This is a genomic window from Streptomyces sp. NPDC006339 (genome assembly GCF_040612775.1).
Lineage (GTDB): Bacteria > Actinomycetota > Actinomycetes > Streptomycetales > Streptomycetaceae > Streptomyces.
Window position 1 is genome coordinate 205377 of the sequence record NZ_JBEXQW010000006.1, and the last position, 26567, is coordinate 231943.

At 72.0% G+C, this 26567-nt stretch carries 23 protein-coding genes and 2 pseudogenes; 16 read left to right on the forward strand and 9 right to left on the reverse strand.

Annotation, left to right across the window (positions count from 1 at the left end; genetic code table 11):
- Positions 1-218: 218 nt before the first annotated feature.
- Positions 219-662 (reverse strand): SRPBCC family protein, encoded by a 444-nt coding sequence (locus ABZ135_RS07155; protein ID WP_356692663.1) that lies wholly within the window; start codon positions 660-662, stop codon positions 219-221.
- Positions 663-798: 136 nt separating this feature from the next.
- Here ABZ135_RS07155 and ABZ135_RS07160 point away from each other — a divergent pair, with 136 nt between their 5' ends.
- The 5 genes from ABZ135_RS07160 to ABZ135_RS07180 all read left to right on the forward strand — a co-directional run bounded on the left by ABZ135_RS07160 (position 799) and on the right by ABZ135_RS07180 (position 6482).
- Positions 799-1830, forward strand: a complete 1032-nt coding sequence (locus ABZ135_RS07160; RefSeq protein ID WP_356692665.1) for an Rv2578c family radical SAM protein — start codon at positions 799-801, stop codon at positions 1828-1830.
- 108 nt (positions 1831-1938) lie between these two features.
- On the forward strand, positions 1939-3576 hold the full coding sequence (locus ABZ135_RS07165) for an alpha/beta hydrolase (protein WP_356692667.1): 1638 nt from the start codon (positions 1939-1941) through the stop codon (positions 3574-3576).
- Between the two features lie 85 nt (positions 3577-3661).
- Positions 3662-4078 carry a RidA family protein gene (locus ABZ135_RS07170; protein ID WP_356692669.1) on the forward strand — a complete coding sequence of 139 codons (417 nt, stop codon included), beginning with the start codon at positions 3662-3664 and terminating at the stop codon, positions 4076-4078.
- A 112-nt stretch (positions 4079-4190) separates the two neighbouring features.
- Positions 4191-5135: an RNA polymerase sigma-70 factor gene (locus ABZ135_RS07175; RefSeq protein ID WP_356692671.1), complete on the forward strand. Its 945-nt coding sequence runs from the start codon at positions 4191-4193 to the stop codon at positions 5133-5135.
- A 138-nt stretch (positions 5136-5273) separates the two neighbouring features.
- Entirely contained in the window at positions 5274-6482 is a 1209-nt protein-coding gene (locus ABZ135_RS07180; protein ID WP_356692673.1) for an FAD-dependent oxidoreductase, read from the forward strand.
- A 63-nt stretch (positions 6483-6545) separates the two neighbouring features.
- On the opposite strand, the gene ABZ135_RS07185 is transcribed toward ABZ135_RS07180, so the two are convergent.
- Positions 6546-7142: an adenylosuccinate lyase gene (locus tag ABZ135_RS07185; RefSeq protein WP_356692675.1), complete on the reverse strand. Its 597-nt coding sequence runs from the start codon at positions 7140-7142 to the stop codon at positions 6546-6548.
- 391 nt (positions 7143-7533) lie between these two features.
- Between ABZ135_RS07185 and ABZ135_RS07190 the strand changes: the two genes are divergently transcribed.
- From ABZ135_RS07190 to pssA, 9 genes are all read left to right on the forward strand, one after another.
- Positions 7534-9315, forward strand: coding sequence for a 3-hydroxybutyryl-CoA dehydrogenase (locus tag ABZ135_RS07190; protein WP_356692677.1), 1782 nt, complete (start codon positions 7534-7536; stop codon positions 9313-9315).
- Between the two features lie 130 nt (positions 9316-9445).
- Positions 9446-10294: a TetR family transcriptional regulator gene (locus tag ABZ135_RS07195; protein WP_356692679.1), complete on the forward strand. Its 849-nt coding sequence runs from the start codon at positions 9446-9448 to the stop codon at positions 10292-10294.
- A gap of 519 nt (positions 10295-10813) precedes the next feature.
- Positions 10814-12151, forward strand: coding sequence for a crotonyl-CoA carboxylase/reductase (gene ccrA, locus ABZ135_RS07200; protein WP_356692680.1), 1338 nt, complete (start codon positions 10814-10816; stop codon positions 12149-12151).
- 14 nt (positions 12152-12165) lie between these two features.
- Complete coding sequence (locus ABZ135_RS07205; protein ID WP_356692682.1) at positions 12166-14202, forward strand: protein meaA; 2037 nt, start codon at positions 12166-12168, stop codon at positions 14200-14202.
- Positions 14199-15164, forward strand: a complete 966-nt coding sequence (locus ABZ135_RS07210; RefSeq protein ID WP_356692684.1) for a CoA ester lyase — start codon at positions 14199-14201, stop codon at positions 15162-15164. The genes ABZ135_RS07205 and ABZ135_RS07210 overlap by 4 nt, the downstream gene beginning before the upstream one ends.
- 5 nt (positions 15165-15169) lie before the next feature.
- Positions 15170-15682 carry a MaoC family dehydratase gene (locus ABZ135_RS07215; protein WP_345484522.1) on the forward strand — a complete coding sequence of 171 codons (513 nt, stop codon included), beginning with the start codon at positions 15170-15172 and terminating at the stop codon, positions 15680-15682.
- A gap of 2 nt (positions 15683-15684) precedes the next feature.
- A complete protein-coding gene (locus ABZ135_RS07220; protein ID WP_356692686.1) occupies positions 15685-16890 on the forward strand; it encodes an acyl-CoA dehydrogenase family protein in 1206 nt (401 codons plus the stop codon).
- A 169-nt stretch (positions 16891-17059) separates the two neighbouring features.
- Positions 17060-17716 carry a phosphatidylserine decarboxylase gene (locus ABZ135_RS07225; RefSeq protein ID WP_356692688.1) on the forward strand — a complete coding sequence of 219 codons (657 nt, stop codon included), beginning with the start codon at positions 17060-17062 and terminating at the stop codon, positions 17714-17716.
- Complete coding sequence (pssA, locus tag ABZ135_RS07230; RefSeq protein WP_356692724.1) at positions 17709-18587, forward strand: CDP-diacylglycerol--serine O-phosphatidyltransferase; 879 nt, start codon at positions 17709-17711, stop codon at positions 18585-18587. Before ABZ135_RS07225 ends, pssA begins: the two co-directional genes overlap by 8 nt.
- Positions 18588-18681: 94 nt before the next feature.
- Here the strand turns inward: pssA and ABZ135_RS07235 are convergent.
- The 7 genes and pseudogenes from ABZ135_RS07235 to ABZ135_RS07265 form a co-directional block, all read right to left on the reverse strand.
- Positions 18682-19182: pseudogene (locus tag ABZ135_RS07235) on the reverse strand (GNAT family N-acetyltransferase); the annotation flags it as partial.
- A 60-nt stretch (positions 19183-19242) separates the two neighbouring features.
- Positions 19243-19662 (reverse strand): annotated as a pseudogene (locus ABZ135_RS07240) (GNAT family N-acetyltransferase); the annotation flags it as partial.
- Positions 19663-19701: 39 nt separating this feature from the next.
- On the reverse strand, positions 19702-20967 hold the full coding sequence (locus ABZ135_RS07245; protein WP_356692690.1) for an ABC transporter substrate-binding protein: 1266 nt from the start codon (positions 20965-20967) through the stop codon (positions 19702-19704).
- A complete protein-coding gene (locus tag ABZ135_RS07250) occupies positions 20964-22049 on the reverse strand; it encodes a branched-chain amino acid ABC transporter permease (RefSeq protein WP_356692692.1) in 1086 nt (361 codons plus the stop codon). Before ABZ135_RS07250 ends, ABZ135_RS07245 begins: the two co-directional genes overlap by 4 nt.
- Positions 22042-22932, reverse strand: coding sequence for a branched-chain amino acid ABC transporter permease (locus ABZ135_RS07255; RefSeq protein ID WP_356692694.1), 891 nt, complete (start codon positions 22930-22932; stop codon positions 22042-22044). The genes ABZ135_RS07250 and ABZ135_RS07255 overlap by 8 nt, the downstream gene beginning before the upstream one ends.
- Positions 22929-23882, reverse strand: coding sequence for an ABC transporter ATP-binding protein (locus ABZ135_RS07260; RefSeq protein ID WP_356692696.1), 954 nt, complete (start codon positions 23880-23882; stop codon positions 22929-22931). The genes ABZ135_RS07255 and ABZ135_RS07260 overlap by 4 nt, the downstream gene beginning before the upstream one ends.
- On the reverse strand, positions 23879-24715 hold the full coding sequence (locus ABZ135_RS07265; RefSeq protein ID WP_356692698.1) for an ABC transporter ATP-binding protein: 837 nt from the start codon (positions 24713-24715) through the stop codon (positions 23879-23881). The genes ABZ135_RS07260 and ABZ135_RS07265 overlap by 4 nt, the downstream gene beginning before the upstream one ends.
- A gap of 175 nt (positions 24716-24890) precedes the next feature.
- On the opposite strand from ABZ135_RS07265, the gene ABZ135_RS07270 reads away from it, so the two are divergent.
- Both ABZ135_RS07270 and ABZ135_RS07275 read left to right on the forward strand, forming a co-directional pair.
- Positions 24891-26093 (forward strand): helix-turn-helix domain-containing protein, encoded by a 1203-nt coding sequence (locus ABZ135_RS07270; RefSeq protein WP_356692700.1) that lies wholly within the window; start codon positions 24891-24893, stop codon positions 26091-26093.
- Between the two features lie 34 nt (positions 26094-26127).
- Positions 26128-26567: hypothetical protein (locus ABZ135_RS07275; protein ID WP_356692702.1), on the forward strand; the 440-nt coding region annotated here is incomplete at its 3' end.

Consider the following 26567-nt stretch of genomic DNA (forward strand, 5'->3'; position numbering starts at 1 on the left):
GGGGAAGGTGGGGCGAGGGAGGTCGAACAGCCCGGCGCAACGGCGCACTTGGGGCGCTCATCAGGGCGTTTACGAGGCGGCCCGCGACCCCCGAGTGCGCCGGGCGCTCTGGTGGGGGTCGCGGGGAAACCACTCGAATCGGTGACGGATCCGGGCGTTACTTCCGGGTTCCGGTTTCCCGAGGCTACCGACCGGATGCCGCTCGCCCGGGGAGCGGGCTACTTCTCGACCCGGGCGGCGAGGTTGGCGAGGACCAGGTCGTAGATGCGGGCGAGGCCCTTGGGGGCGAAGGTCCGCTCGAAGAAGCCGCCGATGCCGCCGGCGCCGTTCCAGACGGTGGTCACGACGGCCTTGGACCTGCCCTCGCCGGCGGGGGTGACGGTCCAGGTCGTGACCATGGAGGAGTTGCGGTCCTTCTCGACGAGCTGCCCGTCGGTGGGCTCGGTGACCTCGAGGAGGCAGTCGCGGACGCGCTTGCTGGTGGCCTGGAGCTTCCAGTGGACGAGGGTGCCCTCGCCGTCGCCGCCCTCACGGACCTCGTACTCGCTGAAGTGCTCGGGGAGCAGCTTCCCGCGCGTGCCGCTGTAGTCGGCGAGGGTGTCGAACACCGTCTCCGCGTCGGCGGCGATGATCCGCTCCGTCGTGGCCTCGACCTGCGCCATTGCACTTCCTCCAGCTCGATCCTTCGGGGATGTGACCCAAGCCAACCACCTGGGCGCCGGGGCCCAAAATCCGGGTTGCGGCGATCAAGGGAACATGTGTTCTAATCTGGGACCACCCGTCACCGAGGAGGCGACCATGCGCTGGGACCATCTGGCCGACACCCCCGCCGTCCCCGCCGACATCGCGCTGTTCGGCAGGGACGCGGTCACCACCCGCACCTTCGACACCCCCGAGTTCCGCGGCATCACCTTCCACGAGGTGCGGGCCCGCTCGATCGTCAACCGGGTCCCCGGCGCCTCCCGCATGCCGTTCGAGTGGACGGTCAACCCGTACCGCGGCTGCACGCACGCGTGCGTGTACTGCTTCGCCCGCAAGACCCACAGTTATCTGGACCTGGACACCGGGATCGGCTTCGACTCCCAGATCGTCGTCAAGGTGAACGCGCCGGAGCTGCTGCGCGGGCAGCTCGCCTCCCGACGCTGGCAGGGCGCCCACATCGCCATGGGCACCAATGTCGACTGCTACCAGAGAGCGGAGGGCCGCTACCGCCTGATGCCGGGCATCCTGGAGGCGCTGCGCGACCACGCCAACCCGTTCTCGATCCTCACCAAGGGCACGCTGATCCTGCGGGACCTGGACCTGCTGCGGCAGGCCGCCGAGGTCACCGAGGTCGGCGTGTCCGTCTCCGTCGGCTTCACCGACCAGGAGCTGTGGCGCACCGTCGAGCCCGGCACCCCGGCCCCCGAGCGGCGCCTGGACGTGGTGCGGACCCTCACCGGCCACGGCATCGGCTGCGGGGTGCTGATGGCCCCGGTCGTGCCCTTCCTCGGCGACCGGCCCGAGCAGCTTCGGGACACGGTCCGCGCCATCGCCGAGGCCGGCGCCACCTCCGTCACCCCGCTCGTGCTGCACCTGCGCCCCGGCGCCCGCGAGTGGTTCTTCACCTGGCTGCGCCGGCACCGTCCCGGACTGGTCGGGCGGTACGAGCGGATGTACGCGGCCGGCGCCTACGCCCCCACCTGGTACCAGCGCCGGATCACCCGTCAGGTGCACGAGCTGGCCGCCGAGTTCGGCATCGGGCCCGCCGGGCGCGGGGCCCACCGCGCGACTCCCGTACCCGACCACCACGCGCGCGTGCCGGAGGCCGAACAGCTCACGCTCCTGTGAGCACGGTGACCCCGGAAACCGCCTCGTGACGGCGTGTCACGTCCTCCGATCGGGTCGACTCTCGCCGGAATCGGTCCCTTCGGGCGCTGTGCGGGGCACGGACGCCGTATGAACCCACGCGCAGGAATGCTGATCGCCGCTGGGGCGCTGGTCGCCGGGACGGTCACCGTCCTGCCCGCGTCCGCCACGGTCTCCGCCGCCGAGCCGGGACCGGCCGTCCGCCCCGTGCAGCCGCTCACCTGGAAGGGCTGCGGCACCAAGGCGTACCCGAAGCTGCAGTGCTCGACCCTGAAGGTGCCGCTGAACCACGACGACCCGGCCGGGCGGACCGTCACCCTCGCCCTGACCCGGGTCCCCCACACGGCGAAGACCTACCAGGGCCCGCTGCTGGTCAACCCGGGCGGCCCCGGTGGCAGCGGGCGCGGGATGGCCGGATACGTGGCCGCCGCGCTGCCCGCGAAGGTGGCGGCGCAGTACGACGTGATCGGCTTCGATCCGCGCGGCGTCGGCAAGAGCGAGCCCGCCCTGAACTGCCGCCCCGGCCACTTCGCCCCCGTACGCCCCGACTCCGTGCCGCTGCGCGCCGAGGGCGAGCGGGCCGGCGTCGAGCGTGCCCGGGCCTTCGCCAGGGCCTGCGGCGAGAAGTACGCCGACCTCCTGCCGTACATCGACACCGTCTCCACCGCCCGCGACCTGGACGCCATCCGCGCGGCGCTCGGCGCGCCGAGGATCAACTACCTCGGCTACTCCTACGGCACCTATCTCGGCGCCGTGTACGCACGGCTCTTCCCCGAGCGGGTGCGCCGCTTCGCCCTCGACTCCGTGGTCAACCCGCACGGCGTCTGGTACGAGGACAACATCGCGCAGGACCACGCCTTCGACACCCGCCACAAGGACTTCGCGGCCTGGGTGGCCCGCCACGACGCCGCGTACCGCCTCGGCACCGACCCGGCGGTGGTGGAGGCCGCCTGGTACCGGATGCGCGAGGAGCTGCGGACCGCCCCCGCGGGCGGCAAGGTCGGCCCGGGCGAGCTGGAGGACACCTACCTGCCGGGCGGCTACTACAACGGCTACTGGCCCCGGCTCGCGGCGGCGTTCGCCGCGTACGTCAACGACAAGGACAGCACCCCGCTGGTGAAGGCGTACGAGGAGTACGGCGCCGCGGACGCCGCCGGCGAGAACGGCTACTCGGTCTACACGAGCGTCCAGTGCCGGGACGCCGCCTGGCCGCGCGACTGGAACGTCTGGCGCAAGGACAACTGGGACGTGCACGTCAAGGCGCCGTTCTCCACCTGGAACAATGCCTGGTACAACGCGCCGTGCGCCTTCTGGCCGGTCGCCTCGCTGACACCGCCGGACGTCCGCAACGACCGGGTGCCGCCGGTCCTGATCCTCCAGGCCACCGACGACGCGGCCACCCCGTACGAGGGCGGGGTCGCCCTGCACCGGATGGTGCGCGGCTCCAGCCTGGTCGTCGAGGAGGGCGGCGGGAACCACGGGGTGACGCTGGCCGGCAACGCCTGCATGGACGAGCACCTCACCGCCTACCTGGCGACCGGGGAGGTGCCGCGCGGGGAGGCGGGTGCGGAGGCCGACGCGGTCTGCGAGACGACGCCGGAGCCACAGCCCGAGCCGAGGACGGTCACGACGGCCAAGACGGCCAGGACGGCGAAGCCCGGGGCGGCGCGTGGCGCGGTTCTCCCGGCGGGCGCGACGCTGCACGGCTTGCTCGGCCACGTGCGCTGAGGTTCCCCGCGGCTCCCCGAGGTTTTCCACAGGCCGGCGGGGGCGGCGGGCCGGACTGTCAGTGGCATGGGTCAGGATGTGAGCCATGAGCACGCACCTGACCCATGTGTCCGCCCCCGAGGGCCTCGCCCCCAGCCCGCAGTACAGCCATGTCGTATGGGGCACGGGCCGGTTCGTGGCCGTGTCCGGCCAGATCGCCCTGGACGCCTCGGGCGCGGTCGTCGGCGCCGGCGACGCGGTGGCGCAGGCCCGTCAGGTCTTCGAGAACCTCGGCCGCTGCCTGGCCTCGGCCGGCGCGGGGTTCGAGGACGTGGTGAAGCTGACCTATTTCGTGACGGACATGGCGCACCTGCCCGCGATCCGCGAGGCCCGTGACGCCGCCTTCGGGCGCCTGCCGCTGCCGGCCAGCTCGGCGGTGCAGGTGACCGCCCTGGTGCGGCCCGAACTCGTGCTGGAGATCGAGGCGTTCGCGCTGATATCCGAGGACGGGGAGGCCGCCTGAGGACGGCCCCGGGCCGGCGGCGGCTTACGGCTGATCGGCTCCGCGCCCGGGCCGGCGGCAGGCGTCGCGCGCTCCGGTGACGCGCTCCGCCCCGGCGGCTAGGATCGCCCGCATGGTCCTGATCATGAGTGACGTCGACCGGTTCGAGGCCGCCAGGCCCCGGCTGGAGGCCATCGCCTATCGGCTGCTCGGCTCGTCGAGCGAGGCGGAGGACGCCGTGCAGGAGACGTTCCTGCGCTGGCAGGCGGCCGACGTCGAGCGGATCGAGGTGCCCGAGGCATGGCTGACCAAGGTCCTCACCAACTACTGCCTCAACCAGCTCACGTCGGCCCGCGCCCGGCGCGAGACGTACGTGGGGCAGTGGCTGCCCGAGCCGCTGCTCGCCGGGGACCCGATGCTCGGCCCCGCCGACACCGCGGAGCAGCGCGAATCGGTCTCGTACGCCGTCCTCGTCCTCCTCGAGCGCCTGTCACCCAACGAGCGGGCGGTGTACGTGCTGCGCGAGGCGTTCGACTATCCGCACCGGGAGATCGCCGAGATCCTGGACATCAGCGAGGCCGCCAGCCAGCAGATCTACCACCGGGCCAAGAAGCACGTCGCGGACGGCCGGGCGCGCACCGAGATCGACGAGGCGGCCGCCCGGCGGATCGTCGAGGAGTTCCTGGCCGCGGCGACCAGCGGCCGCACCGAACCGCTCGTACGCCTGCTCACCCAGGACGCCATCTCGGTCGGCGACGGCGGCGGAAAGGTCCCGGCCCGCGCGAAGGCGTTCGAGGGCGCGCTCGCGGTGGCCACGTTCCTGCGCGGTCTGTTCAAGCCCAGCGCCGCCAAGCGGGCCCTCGTCGGCGGCGCGCCGGAGATGTACGCGACGACCGCCAACGGCGAGCCCGCGGTCGTGGCGGTCGTGGACGGCCGGGTCGTCTCCATCACCTGCCTGGAGGTCACCGCGGACGGCATCGTCGCGATCCGCAGCCAGGTCAACCCCGACAAGCTCGTGCGGGCGACCGCGCAGTGGACGGCCTCGGACCACGGGGACGGCCCGCTCTACGTCCTCTGATCCGCACCCCCGGAAAGACGGGCATCGGGATGTGACGCAGGTCACATCCCGATCCTGTCAGGAAACGTCGGGCTGCCCGGTTCAAGGGGCGACACCGCGCAGGACAGCGGTGGAAACCTCGCAGACAGGAGCAGGCCCATGCAGCACCGCATCGTCGTCCTCGGAGCCGGCTACACCGGAGCCGTCACCGCCGGCCGTCTCGCCCGGCGTCTGCGCCGCGAGGACGTCTCCCTCACCCTGGTCAACCCCGAGCCCGATTTCGTCGAGCGCGTCCGGATGCACCAGGTGGCGGTCGGTCAGGACCTCAAGCCCCGGCCGTTCGACGAGATGTTCGCGGGTACGGGCGTGGAGCTGAAGCTGGCGAAGGTCACGGGCGTGGACGTGGACCGCAGGACGGTGACGGTCGCCGCCGTCCGGGGCGCCGGGCCGGAGCGGGAGGAACTGGCGTACGACACGCTGGTCTACGCCCTCGGCAGCGGCTGGAACGACGGCGGTGTGCCGGGCGTCGCCGAGCACGCCCACGATGTCGCCGGCCGCCCGGGCGCCCTGCGGCTCCGCGACCGTCTGGCCGCCCTGGGCGCCGGCCGGCCCGTGCTCGTGGTGGGCGGCGGTCTGACCGGCCTGGAGGCCGCGACCGAGATCGCCGAGGCCCGCCCGGACCTCGATGTCGCGCTGGCCGTCCGCGGCGCCCTCGGCGACTGGCTCTCCGATAAGGGCCGCAGCCACCTGCGGAAGGTGGTGGACGGGCTCGGCATCACCGTCCACGAGCACACCGAGGTCGCCGCCGTGGCGGCCGACGCCGTGACCACGGCCGACGGCAGGACCCTCCCCTCCGACGCCACCGTCTGGACCACCGGGTTCGCCGTCCACCCGATCGCCCGGGCCACGAGCCTGGAGGTCACCGAGCACGGTCAGATCGTCGTCGACGGCACGATGCGCTCGGTCTCGCACCCGGACGTGTACGCCGTCGGCGACGCCGCGATGGCGATGGGCCCGAACGACAGGCCGCTGCGCATGTCCTGCGCCTCGGGCGTCCCCATGGCCTGGCAGGCCGCCGACGCCATCGCCGCGCGTCTCGCCGGCACCAAGGTTCCCCGTGTCGCCATCCGCTACTACCAGCAGTGCGTCTCGCTCGGCCGCAAGGAGGGCCTGATCCAGTTCGTCACCGCCGACGACCGTGCGAAGGACGGCGCCCTGACCGGCCGCCTCGCCGCCGCCTACAAGGAGCTGATCTGCAAGGGCGCGGCCTGGGGCGTCGCCAACCCGACGGCGGGCCTGCCCTCCCGCCGCCGGCGGGTCGCCCGGCAGGAGGCCGCGCACGGCGCCCGGGTGGAGGCGACGGTCTGAGCCGCCCCCGCCAGGGGCGGCGCGAGGGGCGGCAGGCGGCGACCGTGGGACGGCTGGGGGCGTTCACTCCCCCAGCCGCCCCAGTGCCTCCCGTGCCGCTCCCCCGAGCGTCGGGTGCGGCAGGGCCGCCTCCAGTACGCCTCGGGCGCGCGGGTCGGCGAGCGTGCCCAGGCCCTCGACGCAGGCGAGTCCGACGCGCCAGTGGGGGTCGTCGGTCGCGAGGCGCCGCTCCAGGACGGTGACGAGGGCGGGCACGCTCTCCGGGGCGCGCAGCCGGGCCAGCAGACGGACCGGCACCAGGGCGTAGGCGACGCGGAGTTCGTTGGTGGCGAGCGCGGCGGCGGCGCGTGCGGTGCGCGGGTCGCCGAGCCGGGAGAGGGCGTACGCGGCGGAGACGCAGCGCTCCGGGTCGCGGTGGTTGAGCAGGAGGACGAGGGCCTCGAAGGCGCGCGGGTCGCCGGCGAGGCCGAGCCGGAAGGCGGCGATCTCACGGGCCCAGAGCGGCCGGCCGGGGGCCGTGAGAACGTGGTGGAGCTCCTCCGCCCCGAGGGGTCCGAGGAGTTCTTCGAAAACCTCGGGAACCTCTTCCCCGGCATTCCCGATCTCTTCTCGCAATCGATCGATCATCGAGCAGAATTCGGGATCCTCGGCGAAATTCATGATGCGGAGCCTATCCGCGATCCAAATCACATGTACGTCAACTTCCAAGGACTGGCGCGCTCGTTACCCACCGGTTAATCTCAGGTGAGCGGGCCACCCCCCGCAATATCACAACGGCCTGGTGACGCAGCCGTCGTGGGAGTTGTTCGGTTCGGCAGTTCTGGCGTGACTCCGGGACAGAGTCCGTCGCCCTTTTCCTCATCGCGCTCTCGCGCGACTCGTGCCCGCTTCTCCGGAGCCGTTTACCGGCACCGCAGCAGCTCCGCACCGCCTCGCAGCGGCACCGCACCGCGCGCTGCGCCGCGGCAACGCAGGAGGGCACCGCCGCGGCATCGTGCCGCGGCAGCGCCGTCTGCCTTCAGTCGTCACTCTTCCTCCCAGGAGTCCCCTGATGGACACCCCTCTCTCCACCATCGCCGTCGTCGGTCTCGGCACCATGGGCACGGGTATCGCCGATGTGCTCGCACGGGCCGGCCGCGAGGTCATCGGCATCGACATCAGCGAGAGCGCCTCGGCCCGGGCCGTCGCCGCCCTGGAGGCGTCCACCGCCCGCGCGGTGGCCCGCGAGCGGATCACGGAGGAGGAGCGGCAGGACGTCCTCGCCCGGTTCCGCACCTACTCCGACCTCCAGGCCGCGGCCGAGGCCGACCTCGTCATCGAGGTCGTGCCCGAGTCGTACGAGACGAAGCAGGAGGTCTTCCGGGCCCTGGACGGGATCGTCCGGCCCGACGCGATCCTCGCCACCGGCACCAACGCCCTCTCCGTCACCCGGCTCGCCGCCGACTCGGCGCATCCGGAGCGCGTCCTCGGGCTGCACTTCTTCGCGCCGGTCCAGGCGATGAAGCTGGTCGAGGTGGTCTCCTCGGTGCTGACCGCCCCGCAGGCGGTCGACGCCGTCACCCGTCTGGCCCAGGAGCTCGGCAAGGAAACGGTCGCGGTCGGCGACCGGCCCGGTTTCGTCGCCGACGGCCTGCTCTTCGGCTACCTCAACCAGGCCGCCGCCATGTACGAGGCCAAGTACGCCTCCCGCGAGGACATCGACGCCGCGATGCAACTGGGCTGCGGGCTGCCGATGGGCCCGCTGGCGCTGCTCGACCTGGTCGGCATCGACACCGCCCGTACCGTCCTGGAGGCGATGTACGCGGCCTCGCACGACCGGCTGCACGCGCCGGCCCCGATCCTCAAGCAGCTCAGCGAGGCGGGCCTGACCGGCCGCAAGTCCGGCCGCGGCTTCTACACCTACGAGGCCCCCGGTTCGGCCGTCGTCGTCCGCGACGCGCTCACCCCGCTGGAGGCGGCGGTCACCGCCGGGGGCCGGGAGGTCCGCTCGGTGGGCGTCGCCGGCTCCGGCACCATGGCGTCCGGCATCGCCGAGGTCTTCGCCAAGGCCGGTTTCGAGGTCGTCCTCGCCGCGCGCTCGCAGGAGAAGGCCGACACCGCCAAGGCCCGGATCGCGAAGTCGCTGGCCCGTTCCGTCGACAAGGGCCGGATGACCGGCGAGGCCCGCGACGCGACGCTGGCCCGGATCGTCCCGGCCGGTTCGCTCGACTCCTTCGCCGAGGTCGACCTGGCCGTCGAGGCGGTCGCCGAGGACCTGGAGATCAAGCAGGACCTGTTCGCCCGCCTCGACAAGATCTGCAAGCCGGGAGCCGTGCTCGCCACCACGACCTCCTCGCTGCCGGTGGTCGCCTGCGCGAAGGCCACCTCGCGCCCGCAGGACGTCATCGGGATGCACTTCTTCAACCCGGCGCCCGCCATGAAGCTGGTGGAGATCGTCCGTACGGTGCTGACCGCCGACGACGTCCACGCCACCGTCCGCGAGGTCACCGCGAAGATCCGGAAGCACCCGGTGGACTGCGGCGACCGGGCCGGCTTCATCGTCAACGCGCTTCTCTTCCCGTACCTCAACAACGCGATCAAGATGGTCCAGGAGCACTACGCCTCCCTGGACGACATCGACGCCGCCATGAAGCTGGGCGGCGGCTACCCGATGGGGCCGTTCGAGCTCCTCGACGTGGTCGGGCTCGACGTCTCCCTCGCGATCGAGAAGGTGCTGCACCGCGAGTTCCGCGACCCGGGTCTCGCGCCGGCGCCGCTCCTGGAGCACCTGGTGGCCGCGGGCTGCCTGGGCCGCAAGACGGGGCGCGGCTTCCGCGAATATGCCCGCCGCTGAGGCCGGGCCCGGGCCGCACGGGGGGTCTCGCGGAAGGTCTCACGGGGGGTGGGGAGGGCTGCTCAGCCGGTCGGGCACGGTCGGTGCCGGGCCGGGCTCCCCTCCCCCACCTGGGCACACTCCCGCTCCGATGCAGTACGTTCGGGACATGTCCAAGGCCGCGAAGACACCCCGTGCCACGTCCACGCCCGACGCTCAGGAGAGCGCGGCGGGAACCCGTGCCGCCGCGCAGCGGCTGAAGATGCGCCGGGAGCTGGCCGCCGCGGCCATGGAACTCTTCGCCACGAAGGGGTACGAGGCGACGACGGTCGACGAGATCGCGGCGGCGGCGGGGGTGGCGCGCCGGACCTTCTTCCGGCACTTCCGCTCCAAGGAAGAGGCGATCTTCCCGGACCACGACGACACCCTCGTGCGGGCCGAGGCGGTCCTCAACGCGGCGCCGGCGCACGAGCATCCGCTCGACACGGTGTGCCGAGGCATCAAGGAAGTCATGAAGATGTACGCGGGTTCGCCCGCGGTCTCCGTCGAGCGGTACCGGCTCACCCGCGAGGTGCCGACGCTGCGGGAGCGGGAGATCGCCTCGGTGGCCCGTTACGAGCGCCTCTTCACCCGCTATCTGCTCGGCCACTTCGACGAGCGCGACCACCACGACGGCAACGACGACCCGCTGCTGGCCGAGGTGGCCGCCTCGGCCGTGGTGACGGCCCACAACCACGTCCTTCGCCGCTGGCTGCGGGCGGGTGGGCAGGGTGACGTGGAGGCCCAGCTCGACCACGCCTTCGCGATCGTCCGGGAGACCTTCGGCTCGGGCATAGGCGCCGGCCGCAAGCCCGGCACGGCCGCCGCGGCCGCCGCGGAGGAGCCGGCGGCGGTCGCCTCGGTCTCCGCCGAGACCGACGTCGTGGTGACCGTGATGCGCTCCGACGCCCCCCTGAACGAGGTCGTCCGCACCATCGAGGAAGCCCTCCGCAAGCGCTGATCCCTGGGCGGGCCCCTGGGCCCGTGGGCCCTATGGCACCGCGTGCCCTGGCCCGCCCGGCGCCGGCGCCTGCCCTGCCCGCGGCCCGCCGGGGCGCCCGTCTGGAGCCCCGGCCCACCGACAAGCCCGCCTCCGCGAGGAGCCGGTGCGCCGCCACGCCGCCCGAATCGCCCCTGGTCAGACGGGTTTACGGCCACTCATCGATCGATCATCGCTCATCTGTGGCGGGCAGATTGCATCTGAGTGAAATTGTTGGCACGCAGTGCCTTGTCAGGTGACACGGCGTGCCATACGTTGAGGGTGTCCGGGCGGCCGGCGCGCCGAGGACTCCTCGCGCGCCGGCTGTCCCCGCAAGCGATCCTGCTTGTGCGCCCGGGCGCCTGCGTCACAGGCAACCTCGCGCCGCACAACGGCGCCGCCACAGCACCACCGCGCCGAACCGACGGCACACCTCCACAGCAGCAACCCCGACGTAACCCTCAGCGCGCCCCGTGGGCGCCGCACCGCCGGAGGCATCCCGTGAAGGACATCCTGGACGCGATCCAGTCGCCCGAGTCCACCTCGGCCGACTTCGCCAACATCAAGCTCCCCGAGTCGTACCGCGCCGTCACCGTCCACAAGGACGAGGCGGAGATGTTCGCCGGGCAGGCCAGCCGCGACAAGGACCCGCGCAAGTCGCTGCACCTCGACGAGGTGCCGCTGCCGGAGCTCGGGCCGGGCGAGGCCCTGGTCGCCGTCATGGCCAGCTCGGTCAACTACAACTCGGTCTGGACCTCGATCTTCGAGCCGGTGTCGACCTTCGGCTTCCTGGAGCGCTACGGCCGTCTCTCCGAGCTCACCAAGCGCCACGACCTGCCGTACCACATCATCGGCTCCGACCTCGCGGGCGTCGTCCTGCGCACCGGCCCCGGCGTCAACGCCTGGAAGCCCGGCGACGAGGTCGTCGCGCACTGCCTCTCGGTCGAGCTGGAGTCCTCGGACGGCCACAACGACACCATGCTCGACCCCGAGCAGCGCATCTGGGGCTTCGAGACCAACTTCGGCGGCCTCGCCGAGATCGCCCTGGTCAAGTCGAACCAGCTCATGCCGAAGCCCGACCACCTGAGCTGGGAGGAGGCGGCGGCGCCGGGCCTGGTGAACTCCACCGCGTACCGCCAGCTCGTCTCCCGCAACGGCGCCGGCATGAAGCAGGGCGACAACGTCCTGATCTGGGGCGCGAGCGGCGGCCTCGGCTCGTACGCCACGCAGTTCGCCCTGGCCGGCGGTGCCAACCCGATCTGTGTCGTCTCGTCCCCGGAGAAGGCCGACATCTGCCGCTCCATGGGCGCGGAGGCGGTCATCGACCGCAACGCCGAGGGCTACAAGTTCTGGAAGGACGAGCAGACCCAGGACCCGCGCGAGTGGAAGCGCTTCGGCTCCAAGATCCGGGAGCTGACCGGCGGCGAGGACATCGACATCGTCTTCGAGCACCCCGGCAAGGAGACCTTCGGCGCGAGCGTCTACGTCACCCGCAAGGGCGGCACCATCACCACCTGCGCCTCGACCTCGGGCTACATGCACCAGTACGACAACCGCTACCTGTGGATGTCGCTGAAGCGGATCATCGGCTCGCACTTCGCGAACTACCGCGAGGCGTGGGAGGCCAACCGCCTGATCGCCAAGGGCAAGATCCACCCGACGCTGTCGAAGGTGTACTCGCTGGATGACACCGGCCAGGCCGCGTACGACGTCCACCGCAACCTGCACCAGGGCAAGGTGGGCGTGCTGGCCCTCGCCCCGGAGGAGGGCCTCGGCGTCCGCAACCCGGAGCTGCGCGCGAAGCACATCGACGCCATCAACCGCTTCCGTAACATCTGACCCCGGGACCACAGATGACAGAGCGTCAGAAGGACCGGCCGTGGCTCATGCGGACGTACGCCGGCCACTCGACCGCCGAGGCGTCGAACGAGCTCTACCGGCGTAATCTCGCCAAGGGCCAGACCGGCCTCTCGGTCGCGTTCGACCTGCCCACGCAGACCGGCTACGACCCCGACCACATCCTCGCCCGCGGCGAGGTCGGCCGGGTCGGGGTGCCCGTCTCGCACCTCGGTGACATGCGGCGGCTGTTCCAGGACATCCCCCTGGAGCAGATGAACACCTCGATGACCATCAACGCCACCGCGATGTGGCTGCTGGCGCTCTATCAGGTGGTCGCCGAGGAGCAGGGCGCGGACATCTCCAAGCTCCAGGGCACCACCCAGAACGACATCGTGAAGGAGTACCTGTCGCGCGGGACGCACGTCTTCCCGCCCGGGCCGAGCCTGCGTCTCACGACGGACATGATCGCCTACACGGTGAACCACATGCCGAAGTGGAACCCGATCAACATCTGCAGCTACCACCTGCAGGAGGCGGGGGCCACTCCGGTCCAGGAGATCGCGTACGCGATGTCCACGGCCATCGCCGTCCTCGACGCCGTCCGCGACTCGGGGCAGGTCCCCGAGGAGCGGTTCGGCGAGGTCGTCGCCCGGATCTCGTTCTTCGTGAACGCCGGCGTCCGCTTCATCGAGGAGATGTGCAAGATGCGCGCCTTCGGCCGCATCTGGGACCGGATCACCCGCGAGCGCTACGGCATCGAGGACGCCAAGCAGCGCCGCTTCCGCTACGGCGTGCAGGTCAACTCGCTCGGTCTGACCGAGGCCCAGCCGGAGAACAACGTCCAGCGGATCGTCCTGGAGATGCTGGCCGTCACGCTCTCCAAGGACGCCCGCGCCCGGGCCGTGCAGTTGCCCGCCTGGAACGAGGCGCTCGGTCTGCCGCGCCCCTGGGACCAGCAGTGGTCGCTGCGCATCCAGCAGGTCCTGGCCCACGAGTCGGACCTGCTCGAGTACGAGGACATCTTCGCCGGCTCGCACGTCATCGAGGCCAAGGTGGACGCCCTGGTCGCCGAGTGCACGGCCGAGATCGAGCGGATCCAGGAGATGGGCGGCGCCATGGCCGCCGTCGAGTCCGGCTACCTCAAGGCCCAGCTCGTCTCCTCGCACGCCGAACGGCGCGCCCGCATCGAGTCGGGCGAGGAGAAGATCGTCGGCGTGAACATCTTCGAGACGACCGAGCCGAACCCGCTGACCGCGGACCTGGACACCGCGATCCAGACGGTCGACCCGGCCGTCGAGGCACGGGTGGTCGCCGCGCTCCGGGACTGGCGCGACACCCGCTACCAGCCGCCGTTCAACCACCCGCGGCCCTGCAAGGCGCTGGAGCGCCTCAAGGAGGCCGCCAAGGGCACCGGGAACCTCATGGAGGCGACCCTGGAGTGCGCCCGCGCCGGCGTGACGACCGGCGAGTGGGCCGGGGCGCTGCGCGAGGTCTTCGGCGAGTTCCGCGCCCCGACCGGTGTCTCCTCCGCCCCGGTGGCCGTGCCGGCCGAGGCGGGCTCCCCGCTGGCCGAGGTGCGCCGCAAGGTGGACCGCACGGCCCAGGACATGGGGGTGGGCAAGCTCCGCTTCCTGGTCGGCAAGCCGGGCCTCGACGGGCACTCCAACGGTGCCGAGCAGATCGCCGTACGGGCCCGTGACGCCGGGTTCGAGGTGGTCTACCAGGGCATCCGGCTGACGCCGGAGCAGATCGTGGACGCGGCCCTGGAGGAGGACGTGCACGCGGTCGGTCTGTCGATCCTGTCGGGCTCCCACGCCCAGCTCGTGCCGGACGTCCTGGACCGGCTGAAGGAGGCGGGCGCGGCCGACATCCCGGTCGTCGTCGGCGGGATCATCCCGAACGCCGACGCCGCGGAGCTGCGGGCGGCGGGTGTGGCCGCCGTCTTCACGCCGAAGGACTTCGGCATCACCGGGATCATCGGCCGTATCGTCGACGAGATCCGCAAAGCCAACAAGCTCAGCCCCCTCGAAAGTACGGAGGTCCCCGCATGACCAGCCCCGTGAACCGCCTGCGCCCCCGCCGCTCGTGCCTGGCGGTCCCCGGCTCCAACCCGCGCTTCCTGGAGAAGGCCCAGGGTCTCGCCGCGGACCAGGTCTTCCTCGACCTGGAGGACGCCTGCGCGCCGCTGGCCAAGCCGGACGCCCGCCACACCATCGTGAAGTTCCTGAACGAGGGCGACTGGACGGGCAAGACCCGGGTCGTGCGGGTCAACGACTGGACGACCCACTGGACGTACCGTGACGTCGTCACGGTCGTCGAGGGCGCCGGCCAGAACCTCGACTGCATCATGCTGCCGAAGGTGCAGAGCGCGGAGCAGATCGTCGCGCTCGACCTGCTGCTCACCCAGATCGAGAAGACCATGGGCTTCGAGGTCGGCAAGATCGGCATCGAGGCGCAGATCGAGAACGCCCAGGGCCTCACCAACGTCAACGCGATCGCCCAGGCGTCGCAGCGCGTGGAGACGATCATCTTCGGCCCGGCCGACTTCATGGCCTCCATCAACATGAAGTCGCTGGTCGTGGGTGAGCAGCCGCCCGGTTACCCGGCGGACGCGTACCACCACATCCTGATGAGCATCCTGATGGCCGCCCGGGCCAACAACCTCCAGGCGATCGACGGCCCCTACCTGCAGATCCGCAACCAGGAGGGCTACCGCGCGGTGGCCCAGCGCGCCGCCGCCCTCGGTTTCGACGGCAAGTGGGTGCTGCACCCGGACCAGGTCGCCGCGGCGAACGAGATCTTCTCGCCCTCGCAGGAGGACTTCGACCACGCGGAGCTGATCCTCGACGCGTACGACTACTACACGTCCGAGGCCGGCGGGAAGAAGGGCTCGGCCATGCTCGGCGACGAGATGATCGACGAGGCTTCCCGCAAGATGGCGCTGGTCATCTCGGGCAAGGGCCGTGCCGCCGGTATGCAGCGCACCAGCAAGTTCGAGATCCCGGAGGCATGAGTCCGATGCAGTTCGGCCGCACCTATGAAGAGTTCGAGATCGGCGCCGTCTACAAGCACTGGCCCGGAAAGACGGTCACCGAGTACGACGACCATCTCTTCTGTCTGCTGACGATGAACCACCACCCGCTTCACATGGACGTGAATTACGCGGAGAACACGACGGACTTCAAGAAGAACGTCGTCGTCGGCAACTACATCTACTCGCTGCTGCTCGGCATGTCCGTGCCGGACGTCTCCGGCAAGGCGATCGCCAACCTGGAGATCGAGTCGCTGCGGCACGTGGCGCCGACCTTCCACGGCGACACCATCTACGGCGAGACGACCGTGCTCGACAAGACGCCGTCGAAGTCGAAGAGCGACCGCGGCATCGTCTACGTCGAGACCAAGGGCTACAAGCAGGACGGCACCCTGGTGTGCGTCTTCCGCCGCAAGGTCATGGTCCCGACGGCCGAGTACATCGAAGCGCGCGGCGGCGAGCAGCCCGGCCGCCCGGTCCTCAACGAGCAGGGGAAGTAGTCATGGCGCGACTCGCCCAGACGCACGGTCTGACCGACGTCCAGCAGGAGATCCTCTCCACCGTCCGGGACTTCGTCGACAAGGAGATCATCCCGGTCGCCACGGAGCTGGAGCACCGTGACGAGTACCCCCAGCAGATCGTGGACGGGCTCAAGGAGCTCGGCGTCTTCGGCCTGATGATCCCCGAGGAGTACGGGGGTCTGGGTGAGTCGCTGCTCACCTACGCGCTGTGCGTGGAGGAGATCGCGCGCGGCTGGATGTCGGTGTCGGGCATCATCAACACGCACTTCATCGTGGCGTACATGCTGAAGCAGCACGGCACCCAGGAGCAGAAGGACCACTTCCTTCCGCGGATGGCGGCCGGCGAGGTGCGCGGCGCGTTCTCGATGTCGGAGCCGGGGCTCGGCTCGGACGTGTCGGCGATCACGTCCAAGGCGGTCAAGGACGGCGACGAGTACGTCCTGAACGGTCAGAAGATGTGGCTGACGAACGGCGGTACGTCAACGCTGGTCGCCGTTCTCGTCCGAAGTGACGAAGGACACCCCGAGGGGACCGCCCCGCACAAGTCGATGACGACCTTCCTCGTCGAGAAGGAGCCCGGTTTCGGGGAGGTCCGTCCGGGCCTCACCATTCCCGGCAAGATCGAGAAGATGGGCTACAAGGGCGTCGACACGACCGAGCTCATCATGGACGGACTGCGCATTCCGGCCAATCGGGTCCTGGGCGGGGTCACCGGCCGAGGCTTTTACCAAATGATGGACGGTGTCGAGGTCGGCCGCGTGAACGTCGCGGCCCGTGGCTGCGGCGTCGCTCAGCGTGCCTTCGAGCTGGGCGTCCAGTACGCCCAGCAGCGTCACACCTTCGGCAAGCCGATCGCCCAGCACCAGGCGATCCAGTTCAAACTGGCCGAAATGGCTACCAAGGTCGAGGCCGCTCATGCCATGATGGTGAACGCAGCACGCAAAAAGGACTCCGGGGAGCGAAACGACCTCGAGGCCGGGATGGCGAAGTACCTCGCCTCCGAGTACTGCAAGGAGGTCGTCGAGGACGCCTTCCGTATCCACGGCGGCTACGGCTTCTCCAAGGAGTACGAGATCGAGCGTCTCTACCGCGAGGCGCCGATGCTGCTCATCGGCGAAGGTACCGCCGAGATCCAGAAAATGATCATTGGTCGTCGGCTGCTCGAGGAGTACCGATTCCAGGGTTGATTGTCGCATTTGGGTCGGTTCGGCCGCGAAGAAGATCACACCCTGTGTTCGTCTTCCGGCCGCCGACTCGGCTTCTGGCTTGCCCAGTTGCGGCCCGCAACCGATAGCATCGCCGGAAAGCCGCCGTCCCCCGTTGCCAGTGCGGCATCATCCGCTACGAAGGTCATCCATGCCCCACAGCCAAACCTCTGCACACCGCGACAGCCTCAAGGGCGCACGCATCGCACGCGGAGCATCGCCGTGGCTTCTGCCGACCGTCGCCACCGCGGCGCTCAGCCTCGCGCGCGCCCGCAAGTCGAAGCGCGCCGCGGCCGTCGCCGTGCCGGTCACCGCTCTCGCGGCCGGCATGCTGTGGTTCTTCCGCGACCCCGAGCGCGAGATCGCTCAGGGCCGGGTCATCTCGCCCGCCGACGGTGTGGTGCAGAGCATCATGCCGTGGAAGGACGGACGCACCCGCGTCGCCATCTTCATGAGCCCGTTGAACGTCCACGTCAACCGCGCGCCGCTGGCCGGCACGGTGACGTCCGTGGAGCACGTCCCCGGCGGCTTCGTGCCGGCGTTCAACAAGGAGAGCGAGAACAACGAGCGCGTTGTCTGGCACTTCGACACCGAGCTCGGTGACATCGAGATGGTCCAGATCGCGGGCGCCGTGGCCCGGCGGATCGTGCCGTACATCCCGCAGGGGACGAAGGTCGAGCAGGGTGACCGTATCGGTCTGATCCGCTTCGGCTCGCGTGTCGACATCTACCTCCCGGAAGGTGTCGAAGTCGCTGTCGAGGTGGGACAGCCCACGACCGCGGGGGTGACTCGCATTGACCGTGATTGATCCCGACACACGGGCGGCCGACTGGGTCGCCGACGGGGAGGCGGAGGCGGCCGAGGACGCCGAGGAGATGCCGCTGTCGATGAGGCTGTCCATAGCGGACGCCCTCACGCTCGGCAACGCCACGTGCGGCTTCATGGCGGTGTACTTCACCACCACCGGCATCCTCATCCCGCACCTCACCGGCAGCGGTGTGGAGACCGGCATGGCGCGGCACTCCGCCGCGACCGCCGTGATCCTCATGCTGGGCGCGGCGATCTTCGACCTGTTCGACGGCATCGTCGCGCGCAAGCTCCGCAGCTCCCCGATGGGCGCCGAGCTCGACAACCTGTCGGACCTGATCAGCTTCGGTCTGGCGCCGGCGTACTTCGTGCTCGTGTACGGCATGGTCGCGGACGACGCCCACCAGAAGGTCTCGGCCGTGGCCGCGATCGTGGTGCTGCTCGCGGTGGTGCTCAGGCTCGCGCGGTTCTCCTGCGTGACGATGAAGGACGGCATGTTCCAGGGCATGCCGAGCCCCTTCGGCGCGCTGACGGTCGTCTCGATCGTCCTCCTGGAGCTGCCGTTCATCCCGACCCTGCTGGCGATCATCGGCACGGCGTGGCTGATGGTGAGCCGGGTGGAGTACCCCAAGCCGCGGGGTGTCCTCGCGGTGGCGATGCTGAGCTGGATCGTCGGAGCGATGGCCATGCTGGCGGCCTGGGCGTTCGACGCCCCGGGAGGTCAGCTCCTGCTCCAGACCGGCTGCGCGCTTCAGGTGGTGCTGGGCGCCGTGATCCCCCTCTTCGCGACGGCCCGGCGTGTGAACACCTTCCGCGACAACCGGCGCGAGAGCCGCGAGGCGCGGCAGGCGCAGGCGGCGCAGTTGCCGTAGCGGCGGGACACGGGAGACATACGGGAAGGGCCCCGGACGCGGATCGCGTCCGGGGCCCTTCCCGTGCGCCGGGCACCCTCTAGGGGGCGAAGAGCTTGTAGTACAGCGTGGTGGGGCGCAGGGTGCCGTCCGGGGCGGCGGCGAAGTCCGGGACGGTGCCCGCGGGCGTCCACCCGGCGGCGCGGTAGAGCCGCTCGGCCGGGCTGTCGGTCTCGGTGTCCAGGACGAGCAGGGTGAGGCCCTGTGCCGCCGCGTGCGCCTCGGCGGTGGCGAGGAGCCGGGCGCCGAGGCCGCGGCCCCGGGCGGAGCGGTGCACCACCAGGCGGGCGATCTCACCGCGGTGGCGCCCGTTGGCCTTGCCGTCGCGGACGAGGGTGACGGCGCCCAGGACCTCGTCCCCGGGCCCGTACGCCGCCCAGACCTCCCGTACGCCCCGTTCGGCGTCCTCGGCGGCCGTACGCCACCAGGCGGCCGCCTCGGCCGCTTCCAGGGGCGCCAGGAAGCCGATGGAGGCGCCGCCGTCCACGGCGTCGCACAGGAGCGCGGCGAGGCCGTCGGCGGCCCGGGCGCGAATGTCGTCCGGGGAGAGCCGCAGGACGCGGTCCAGGGGCTTCTCCAGGCACAGCAGGCCGGGCCGGTCGTCCCAGGGGCGGGCCGTCTCGAAGCCGAGCCGCCGGTACAGGGCGATCGCGCGCTCCCGCCAGGGCCAGACGGAGAGGCGTACGGAGCGGGCGCCGGCCGCCTCGGCCCGGCGCAGCGCCTCGGCCGTCAGGGCCCGGGCCACGCCCCTCCCCCGGGCGCCGGGCTCCACCCAGAGCCGTTTGATCTCGCCGCCGCCGGTGAGCACCACCAGTCCGGCCGCGGCGTCGCCGGGCCCCTCGGCCAGGAGCACGGTGGCGTCGGCGAAGGCGGCCCGCGGGTCCCGCACCTCGGCGCGGTAGACGGCCGGCAGCCCGTCGACGGTGTCGACGGGCTGCCCCTTCTCGGCCTCGGTGCCGAGGTGGTAGGCGGCCAGGAGGGCCGGGACGCGGGGATCGCCGGGGGCGGCGGGACGGACCGTGAAGAGATCGTTCATGGCCCGAGCTTCACATTCCGTTGTTTCCGGGGAGTGACGTCAGTGCGTGTAGGTCTTCGCCGCCTCCGCCGTGAAGGGCTCGCGGACCGTCCGCATGCCGCCCGGCACCGACGCGTCCGGCTGGAGGATGACCGACTCCCGCGACGAGGGCGCCTTCGGGCCGCCGAAGTCGTGCGTCATGCCGAAGCCCGCGTCGTACGCCGTCATCGTCAGCAGCGCCTTGCCGACGCCCTCGCGGGTCAGGTCCTTGTCGGCGCACGCCTTCTTCAGGGCCTCCCCGAAGACGCTCGCCGCGGTCCAGCCCGCCACGATGCCGTTGTCGAGGCTGTCACCCGGATAGGCGGCCTTGTAGTCGGCGGCCAGCTTCTTCGCGGCCGGGGTGTCCGCGCCGATCGGAAGGCTCGGGGAGGCGACCCAGTACATCTTCTGCAGGGCCGGCCCGGCCTGGGTGCCGAGGAGCTGCGGCGAGAACGCCGAGTTGTTCCCGATGACCGGCACCTTCAGGCCCGTGGCGGCCGCGACGCCGACGAGCGAGGCCGCCTGGCGCGGTCCCGCGCTGAGCACGACGGCCTTCACCCCGGCCTGCTTCAAGGCCGCGACCTGCGCCGACATGTCGTTGTCGGTGGGCTTGATCTTCTGCTCGACGACGTCGAGGCCCGCCTTCCCGGCCGCGTGCTTCGCTCCGGCCAGCGCGTTCTCGCCGTAGTCGCCCTCGAAGTAGACGTGCCCGATCCTGTCCCCCGACTTCAGGCCCTTCTCCTTCACCAGGAAGTCGACCGCGTTGATGGTCTCCACGTCGTACGTGGATCCGAGGACGCGGATGTACGGGGAGCCGAGCAGGGACGCCGACCACGCCTGGGGCAGGACCAGGCCCTTGTCCTGGCCGTCGACGCGCTGCTTGACGGCGGCGACGAAGGGCGAGCCGATGAACTGCGCGTAGCCGACGACCTTCGGCTCCAGCTCCGTGTAGGCGGCGAGCGCCTTCTGCGGGTCGTAGCCGTGGTCGCGGACCGTGAGCTCCAGTCGCCGGCCGCAGATCCCGCCGGCGGCGTTGACCTGCTTCACGTAAAGCTGCTGGGCCTGGGTGACGCTCTTGCCGAGGGTCGCGTACACACCCGTCATGTCGGTGAGCGCGCCGAGGGTGATCACCTTGTCGGTGACGCCCTCGCCGGCCTTCACGCCGCCCGCGCCGGTGCCCTCGCCGTCGCCGCCCTTGGCCTTGGAGCTGCAGCCGGCCGCGGTCAGCGCGACGAGTGTCGCGAGTGCGGCGGCCAGGCCCCGCACGGCCTGTCGTCGGTGGTTCATCGTTCCCCTCCAGAGGTGGACCGGGTGCGCCGGGCGGCCGGCCGGACCAGGCCACCGGGCAGGAAGAGCACCACCGCGACGACGGCGGCGCCATAGAGGTAGCGGGCGGCCTCCCCCGGTGCGATCCCGCCCGTCCCGGGGGCGGAGACCAGGGGAAGGACGTCGCTGTACCGGTTGAGGACCTGCGGCAGCAGGGAGACGAAGACGCCTCCGACGACCGCACCGGCGACCGAACCGAGACCGCCGATGACGATCATGGCCAGGTATTCGAGGGAGAGCATCATGCCGAAGTACTCCGGCACGGTGCGCTGGAAGACCAGCGCCAGGACCACGCCCGCCAGGCCCGCGTACATGGACGACAGGACGAACACGGCGGCGCGGTAGCGGGCCACCGGGATGCCCATCACCCCGGCGGCGATCCGGTGGTCCCTGATGGCGTTCATGGCCCGCCCGGGCCGGCCCCGGAGGACGCCCCGGGCGAAGAGGGCGCCGGCGAGGAGCAGCGCGAGGCCCAGGTACCAGAGCTTCTCGGCGGAGCCGAACGGCACCTGGGCGACCAGCAGCTCGCTGTCGTCGAAGGTGAGCCCGAACAGGCTCAGCGGCGGGACGGCCCGCCCGTTGTAGCCGCCGGTCAGGTCGTGCGCGTTGAACAGCACGTGCTGGCCGATGAAGATCAGCGCGAGGGTGGCGATACCGAGGTACGCGCCGCGCAGCCGGCCCGCGATCGGCGAGAACACCCCGCCGGCGAGGCCCGCGAGGGCGACGGCGAGGACGGCGGCGAGCCACCCGGGCAGTCCGAGGCCGGTCAGCCCGTCGGAGCCGTCGCCGGCGAAGGCGCAGTAGCCGTACGCGCCGACGGCGAGGAAGAAGGCGTGGCCCATGGAGAGCTGGCCGGTGGCGCCGGTGAGCAGGTTGATGCCGATGGCGCCGATCGCGGCGGCGATGGCGAAGAGCCCGGCCTGCAGCCAGAAGCGGTCCAGGTAGAAGGGCAGGGCGAGCAGGACGGCCCCGGCGGCGGCCCGGACCCAGAGCCGGGGTCGGGCGAGCGCGGCCGTACGGCGGGCGGTGAGCGTCTCAGACACGGGCCAGCTCCTTCGTACCGAAGAGACCGGCGGGCCGGACGAGCAGCACCGCCACCATGACGAGGTACGGGGCGAGGTCGCCGATGCCGCGGCCCAGGAAGGTCAGGTCGCCCTGGTAGCCGGTGGCCAGGGACTCGGTGACGCCGACGAGCAGGCCGCCGACGAGGGCGCCGATGGTGGAGTCGAGGCCGCCGAGGATGGCCGCGGGGAATGCCTTGAGCGCGGCCAGGGAGGTGGAGCGCTCCAGGCCGGGGGTGGGGAAGACGGTGAGGAAGAGCGCGGCGACGGCGGCGAGCGCGCCGGCGACCGCCCAGGCGCCGAGCGAGACCCGGCCGAGCCGGATGCCCATCAGGGCGGCCGTCTCCCGGTTCTCGGCGGCGGCCCGCATGGCCACGCCCCAGGAGGTGTAGCGGAAGGCCAGCAGGAAGGCGGTGATGAGCAGGGCGGCGGCGAGGAAGGCGGCGATCCGGGTCTCGGCGATCGTGACCGGGCCGATCGTGACGACGGCGTCGCCCCACGGGTCGCCCTGCGAGAGGATCTCGGTGCCGATCCTGCGGGTCAGCTCGGTGGCGAGCAGGATGTCGACGCCGATGGTGACGATGGCGAGGACGCTGTGGTCGGCGCCCCGGTAGCGGCGCATCACCAGGAACTCGACGGCCGCGCCGACCAGGGCCGCGCCGGCGACGCCGACGGCGAGCGCGGGCCAGAAGCCGAGGTCGTCGTGGAGGACGGCGGTGAGATAGCCGCCGGCGAGCAGCAGCGAGGCGTGGGCGAAGTTGACGACCTCCGTGGCCCGGAAGATGACCACGAACCCGAGGGCGATGAGGGCGTAGATCGAGCCCAGTGAGACGCCGTTGACGAGGAGTTCGGCGAAGGTGCTCACTCGGCGTCCTCCTCTCCGAGATAGGCGCGGACGACGGCCGGGTCGTTCTGCACGTCGGCGGGGGTGCCGTCGGCGATGCGGCGGCCGAAGTCGAGGACGGTGACGGCGTCGGCGAGCCGCATCACCACGCCCATGTCGTGTTCGACGAGGACGATGGAGATGCCGAGGCTGTCGCGGACGCCGGCGATGACGGCGGCGGTGCGGCGCCGTTCGTCGGCGGTCATCCCGGCGACGGGCTCGTCGAGGAGCAGCAGCTTGGGCTCCATGCAGAGGGCGCGGGCGAGTTCGGCGAGCTTCTGCCGGCCGTACGGGAGGGAGCCGGCCGGTCGGGCCAGGTCCTCCTCCAGGCCGACGAAGGCGGCGATCTCCCGCACCCTGGCCCGGTGCCGGGCCTCCTCGCGGGCGGCGGACGGCAGCCGGAGCCCGGCGGCGAGGAAGCCGGTCCGGGTGAGCCGGTGCCGGCCGAGCATCAGGCTGTCCTCGACGGTGGCGCGGGGCGGCAGGGCCAGGTTCTGGAAGATCCGGGCGACGCCGAGGTCGGCGATCCGGTGCGGGGGCAGTCCGGTCAGCTCCTGCTCGCCGAAGCGTACGGAGCCGGAGGTGGCCCGGTAGACGCCGGAGAGCACGTTGAAGCAGGTGGACTTGCCGGCGCCGTTGGGCCCGATGACGGCGTGCACGGTCCCGGGCCGCACGGTGAAGGAGACGCCGTCGAGGGCGGTGAGCCCGGCGAAGCGGACGGTGACGTCCCGGACGGAGAGGGCGGGGACGCCGGAGGAGGCACCGTGGCCGGGGTCCCTGCCGGGGGCCTGGGCGGGGACGGGTGCGGGGGCCGGGGCGGGGACGGCTCCGGGGGCCGGGGCGGCGCCGGGGTTCCCGCCGGGGGCCTCGGCGGGGACGGTGGGGGCGGGCTTCGGGTCCCGGCCGGAGGGCGGGGGCGGGGTGGGGCTCATCGGGTCTCCTCCCAGCGGGCGAGCACCGGGCGGCGGACGGGACCGGCCGCGTGCCCGTCCGGGTCCGGGCTCCCGGCGGACTCGTCCTCGTCGACGACGCCCAGGTAGCGGCGCCGGATCTCGTCCGAGGCGGCGAGCTCCGCGGCGGGCCCGGAGAGGGTGACCCGGCCGACCTCCAGGACGTACGCCCGGGAGGCGAGGCGCAGGGCGAGCGCCGCGTTCTGCTCGACGAGCAGCACCGCCGTGCCCTGCGCGTTGATCTCCCGGACGGTGTCGGCGATCCGGGCGGCCATCAGCGGGGCGAGGCCGAGCGAGGGCTCGTCGAGCAGGAGCAGCCGCGGCGAGGCCATCAGGGCCCGGCCGACGGCCAGCATCTGCTGCTCACCGCCGGAGAGCAGGCCCGCCTGCTGCCGGGCGCGCTCGGCCAGGACCGGGAACAGCTCGTGGACCCGCTTCAGGGCCGCCGCCTTCGCGGCGCGGTCGCCGCGGGCGCCGAGGGCCCCGGCGCGCAGGTTGTCCTCCACGGTCATCCGGGCGAAGACCTGACGTCCCTCGGGGACCTGGGACACCCCGGCGGCCACCACCCGGTCCGTCGCGAGGCCGTCGAGCGGACGGCCGCCGAAGCGGACCGTGCCGGCCGTGACGGCGCCGCCGTGGAACGGCAGTGTGCGCGAGATCGCCCGCAGCAGGGTGGACTTGCCGGCGCCGTTGCCGCCGAGGACGGTGACGACCGCGCCCTCGGGCACCTCGATCGACACCTCGCGCAAGGCGCGTACCGGCCCGTATCCCGCCGTCAGGTCCGCGACCTCCAGGGCGAGTGCGGTACCTCCCATGGTTCCCCTTCCGTGATGCGTGGCGCTCACCCCAGCACCGGGCCGGGTCGCCCGTCCACGTCCGGCGGCCGAAACGCTGCCGTTGACCAGCGGGCCCGGCGGCGGGTTGTGCACGCGCACAACGGTGCGTGTCAGGGGCCTGTGGGAAGCGGCGGAGGGATGGCATCCTCCCGGCATGGGACGGCGCAGACCGCGGACCGGCGATGACTGGAAGCTGCTGGCACAGGCGTGCACGGCGCTCCTGGAACGGTTGCCGGAGCTGGTGGACGAGCATCTGAGGGAGCTGCACGAGTACGAGCCGGCGTACGGCCGGATCGTGCCGTACGACCAGCACTGGCAGGAGGCGCACGAGGCGATGCGGATCGGGATCGAGATGATCTCGGCGCCCCGCGACTCGCCCCGGCGGGATCTGGAGCACGCGGACGAGATGGGCCGGCGGCGGGCGGAGCAGGGCATGCCGCTGGAGCTCGTCGTGCACGCGTACCGGCACGCCGGCCACCTGGTGTGGGACGCGCTGATCGAGGGCGCGGCGGCGCGGCCCGGGGAGCTGACGGCGCTGATGCAGGCGGCCACGATGGTGTGGCAGGCGGTGGACACGCAGGCGGACACGGCCTCGGAGGCGTACCGGGCGACGGAGCTGGAGCTGCGGCGTCGGACGGACGAGCAGTTGGCGGCGCTCCTCGACGAGCTGCTCGGCGACCGCCCGCAGGCCGCGGAGGTGGTGGCGCGGGCCGCGGCGGGCCTCGACCTGCCGGAGCACGGCCGGTACGCGGTGGTGGTGCTGCGCCAGGACCGGCGGGAGGTGCCGGAGCCGTTCCACCGGCGGGTGCGGGGGGCGGGGGTGCGGTTCCTGTGGCGGATGCGGGCGCACTGCGAGATCGGCGTGGTCGCGCTCGCCGACGGCACGGACCTGGACGCGCTGTCGGATCTGCTGCAGGGCCGCTGCCCGGGCCCGGGCGGGATCAGCCCGGTGGTGACGGGGCTCGCGGAGCTGGGGCGGGCGCGGCGGCTCGCGGAACTGGCGCTGCGGACGTGTCCGCCGGAGTCGCAGGAGATCGTCCGCCTCGACCGGCGGATGCCGGGCGCGCTGGTGGTGAGCCAGCCCGAGATGGCGGGGCTGCTCGTCCACGACGTCCTCGGCGGGCTTCTGGAGCTGGACCCGGCCGACCGGGCGGTGCTCCTGGAGACGCTGGACGTGTGGCTGGACTGCGAGGGCTCGGCGGGCCGTGCGGCGGGCCGTCTCTACTGCCACCGCAACACGGTCTTCAACCGGCTGCGCCGCCTGGAGCAGTTGACGTCGCGGTCCCTGTCGCGGCCGCGGGACCTCACGGAGATGACACTGGCCCTGGACGCCTTCCGCCTGACGGCGACGGGGTGATCCCGGGGGTGGCCGGGACTGGCAGGATGCCCGGGTGACGATGACGACGAACACCCGTACGAGCCGGGGAGCTCGGCGCCTCGGTCGGCTGCTCCTGGCGGCGGGCCTGCTGGCGGTGGTGGCGCACCCGCTCGGTTCCCGGGCGGCCGACTCGACCCGGCTCCTGGTCCTGGTCTCCGCGTTCGAGTACCGCTGGCCGTGGGCCCTGCTGGCCTCCCTGCTGCTGGGCACGGGCGCCTGGCTGGCGGTCCGCCGGAACGCGATACGGGTGACGGCGGCCTTCCTGTGCGGGGTGGCGGCGGCCGGGGTGCTGGGCTTCCGCCTGCTGCTGTTCCCGATGCTCAGCGGCGACTGGGAGGAGACCGACCGCCGGGCCGCCCCTCATCACGCGCAGCGTCACCTCGTGGTGGAACGCGGCTCCGCGATGATCGACCCCCTGTGGCGGATCTCGGTCGTCGACGGCCCGCCCCTCAC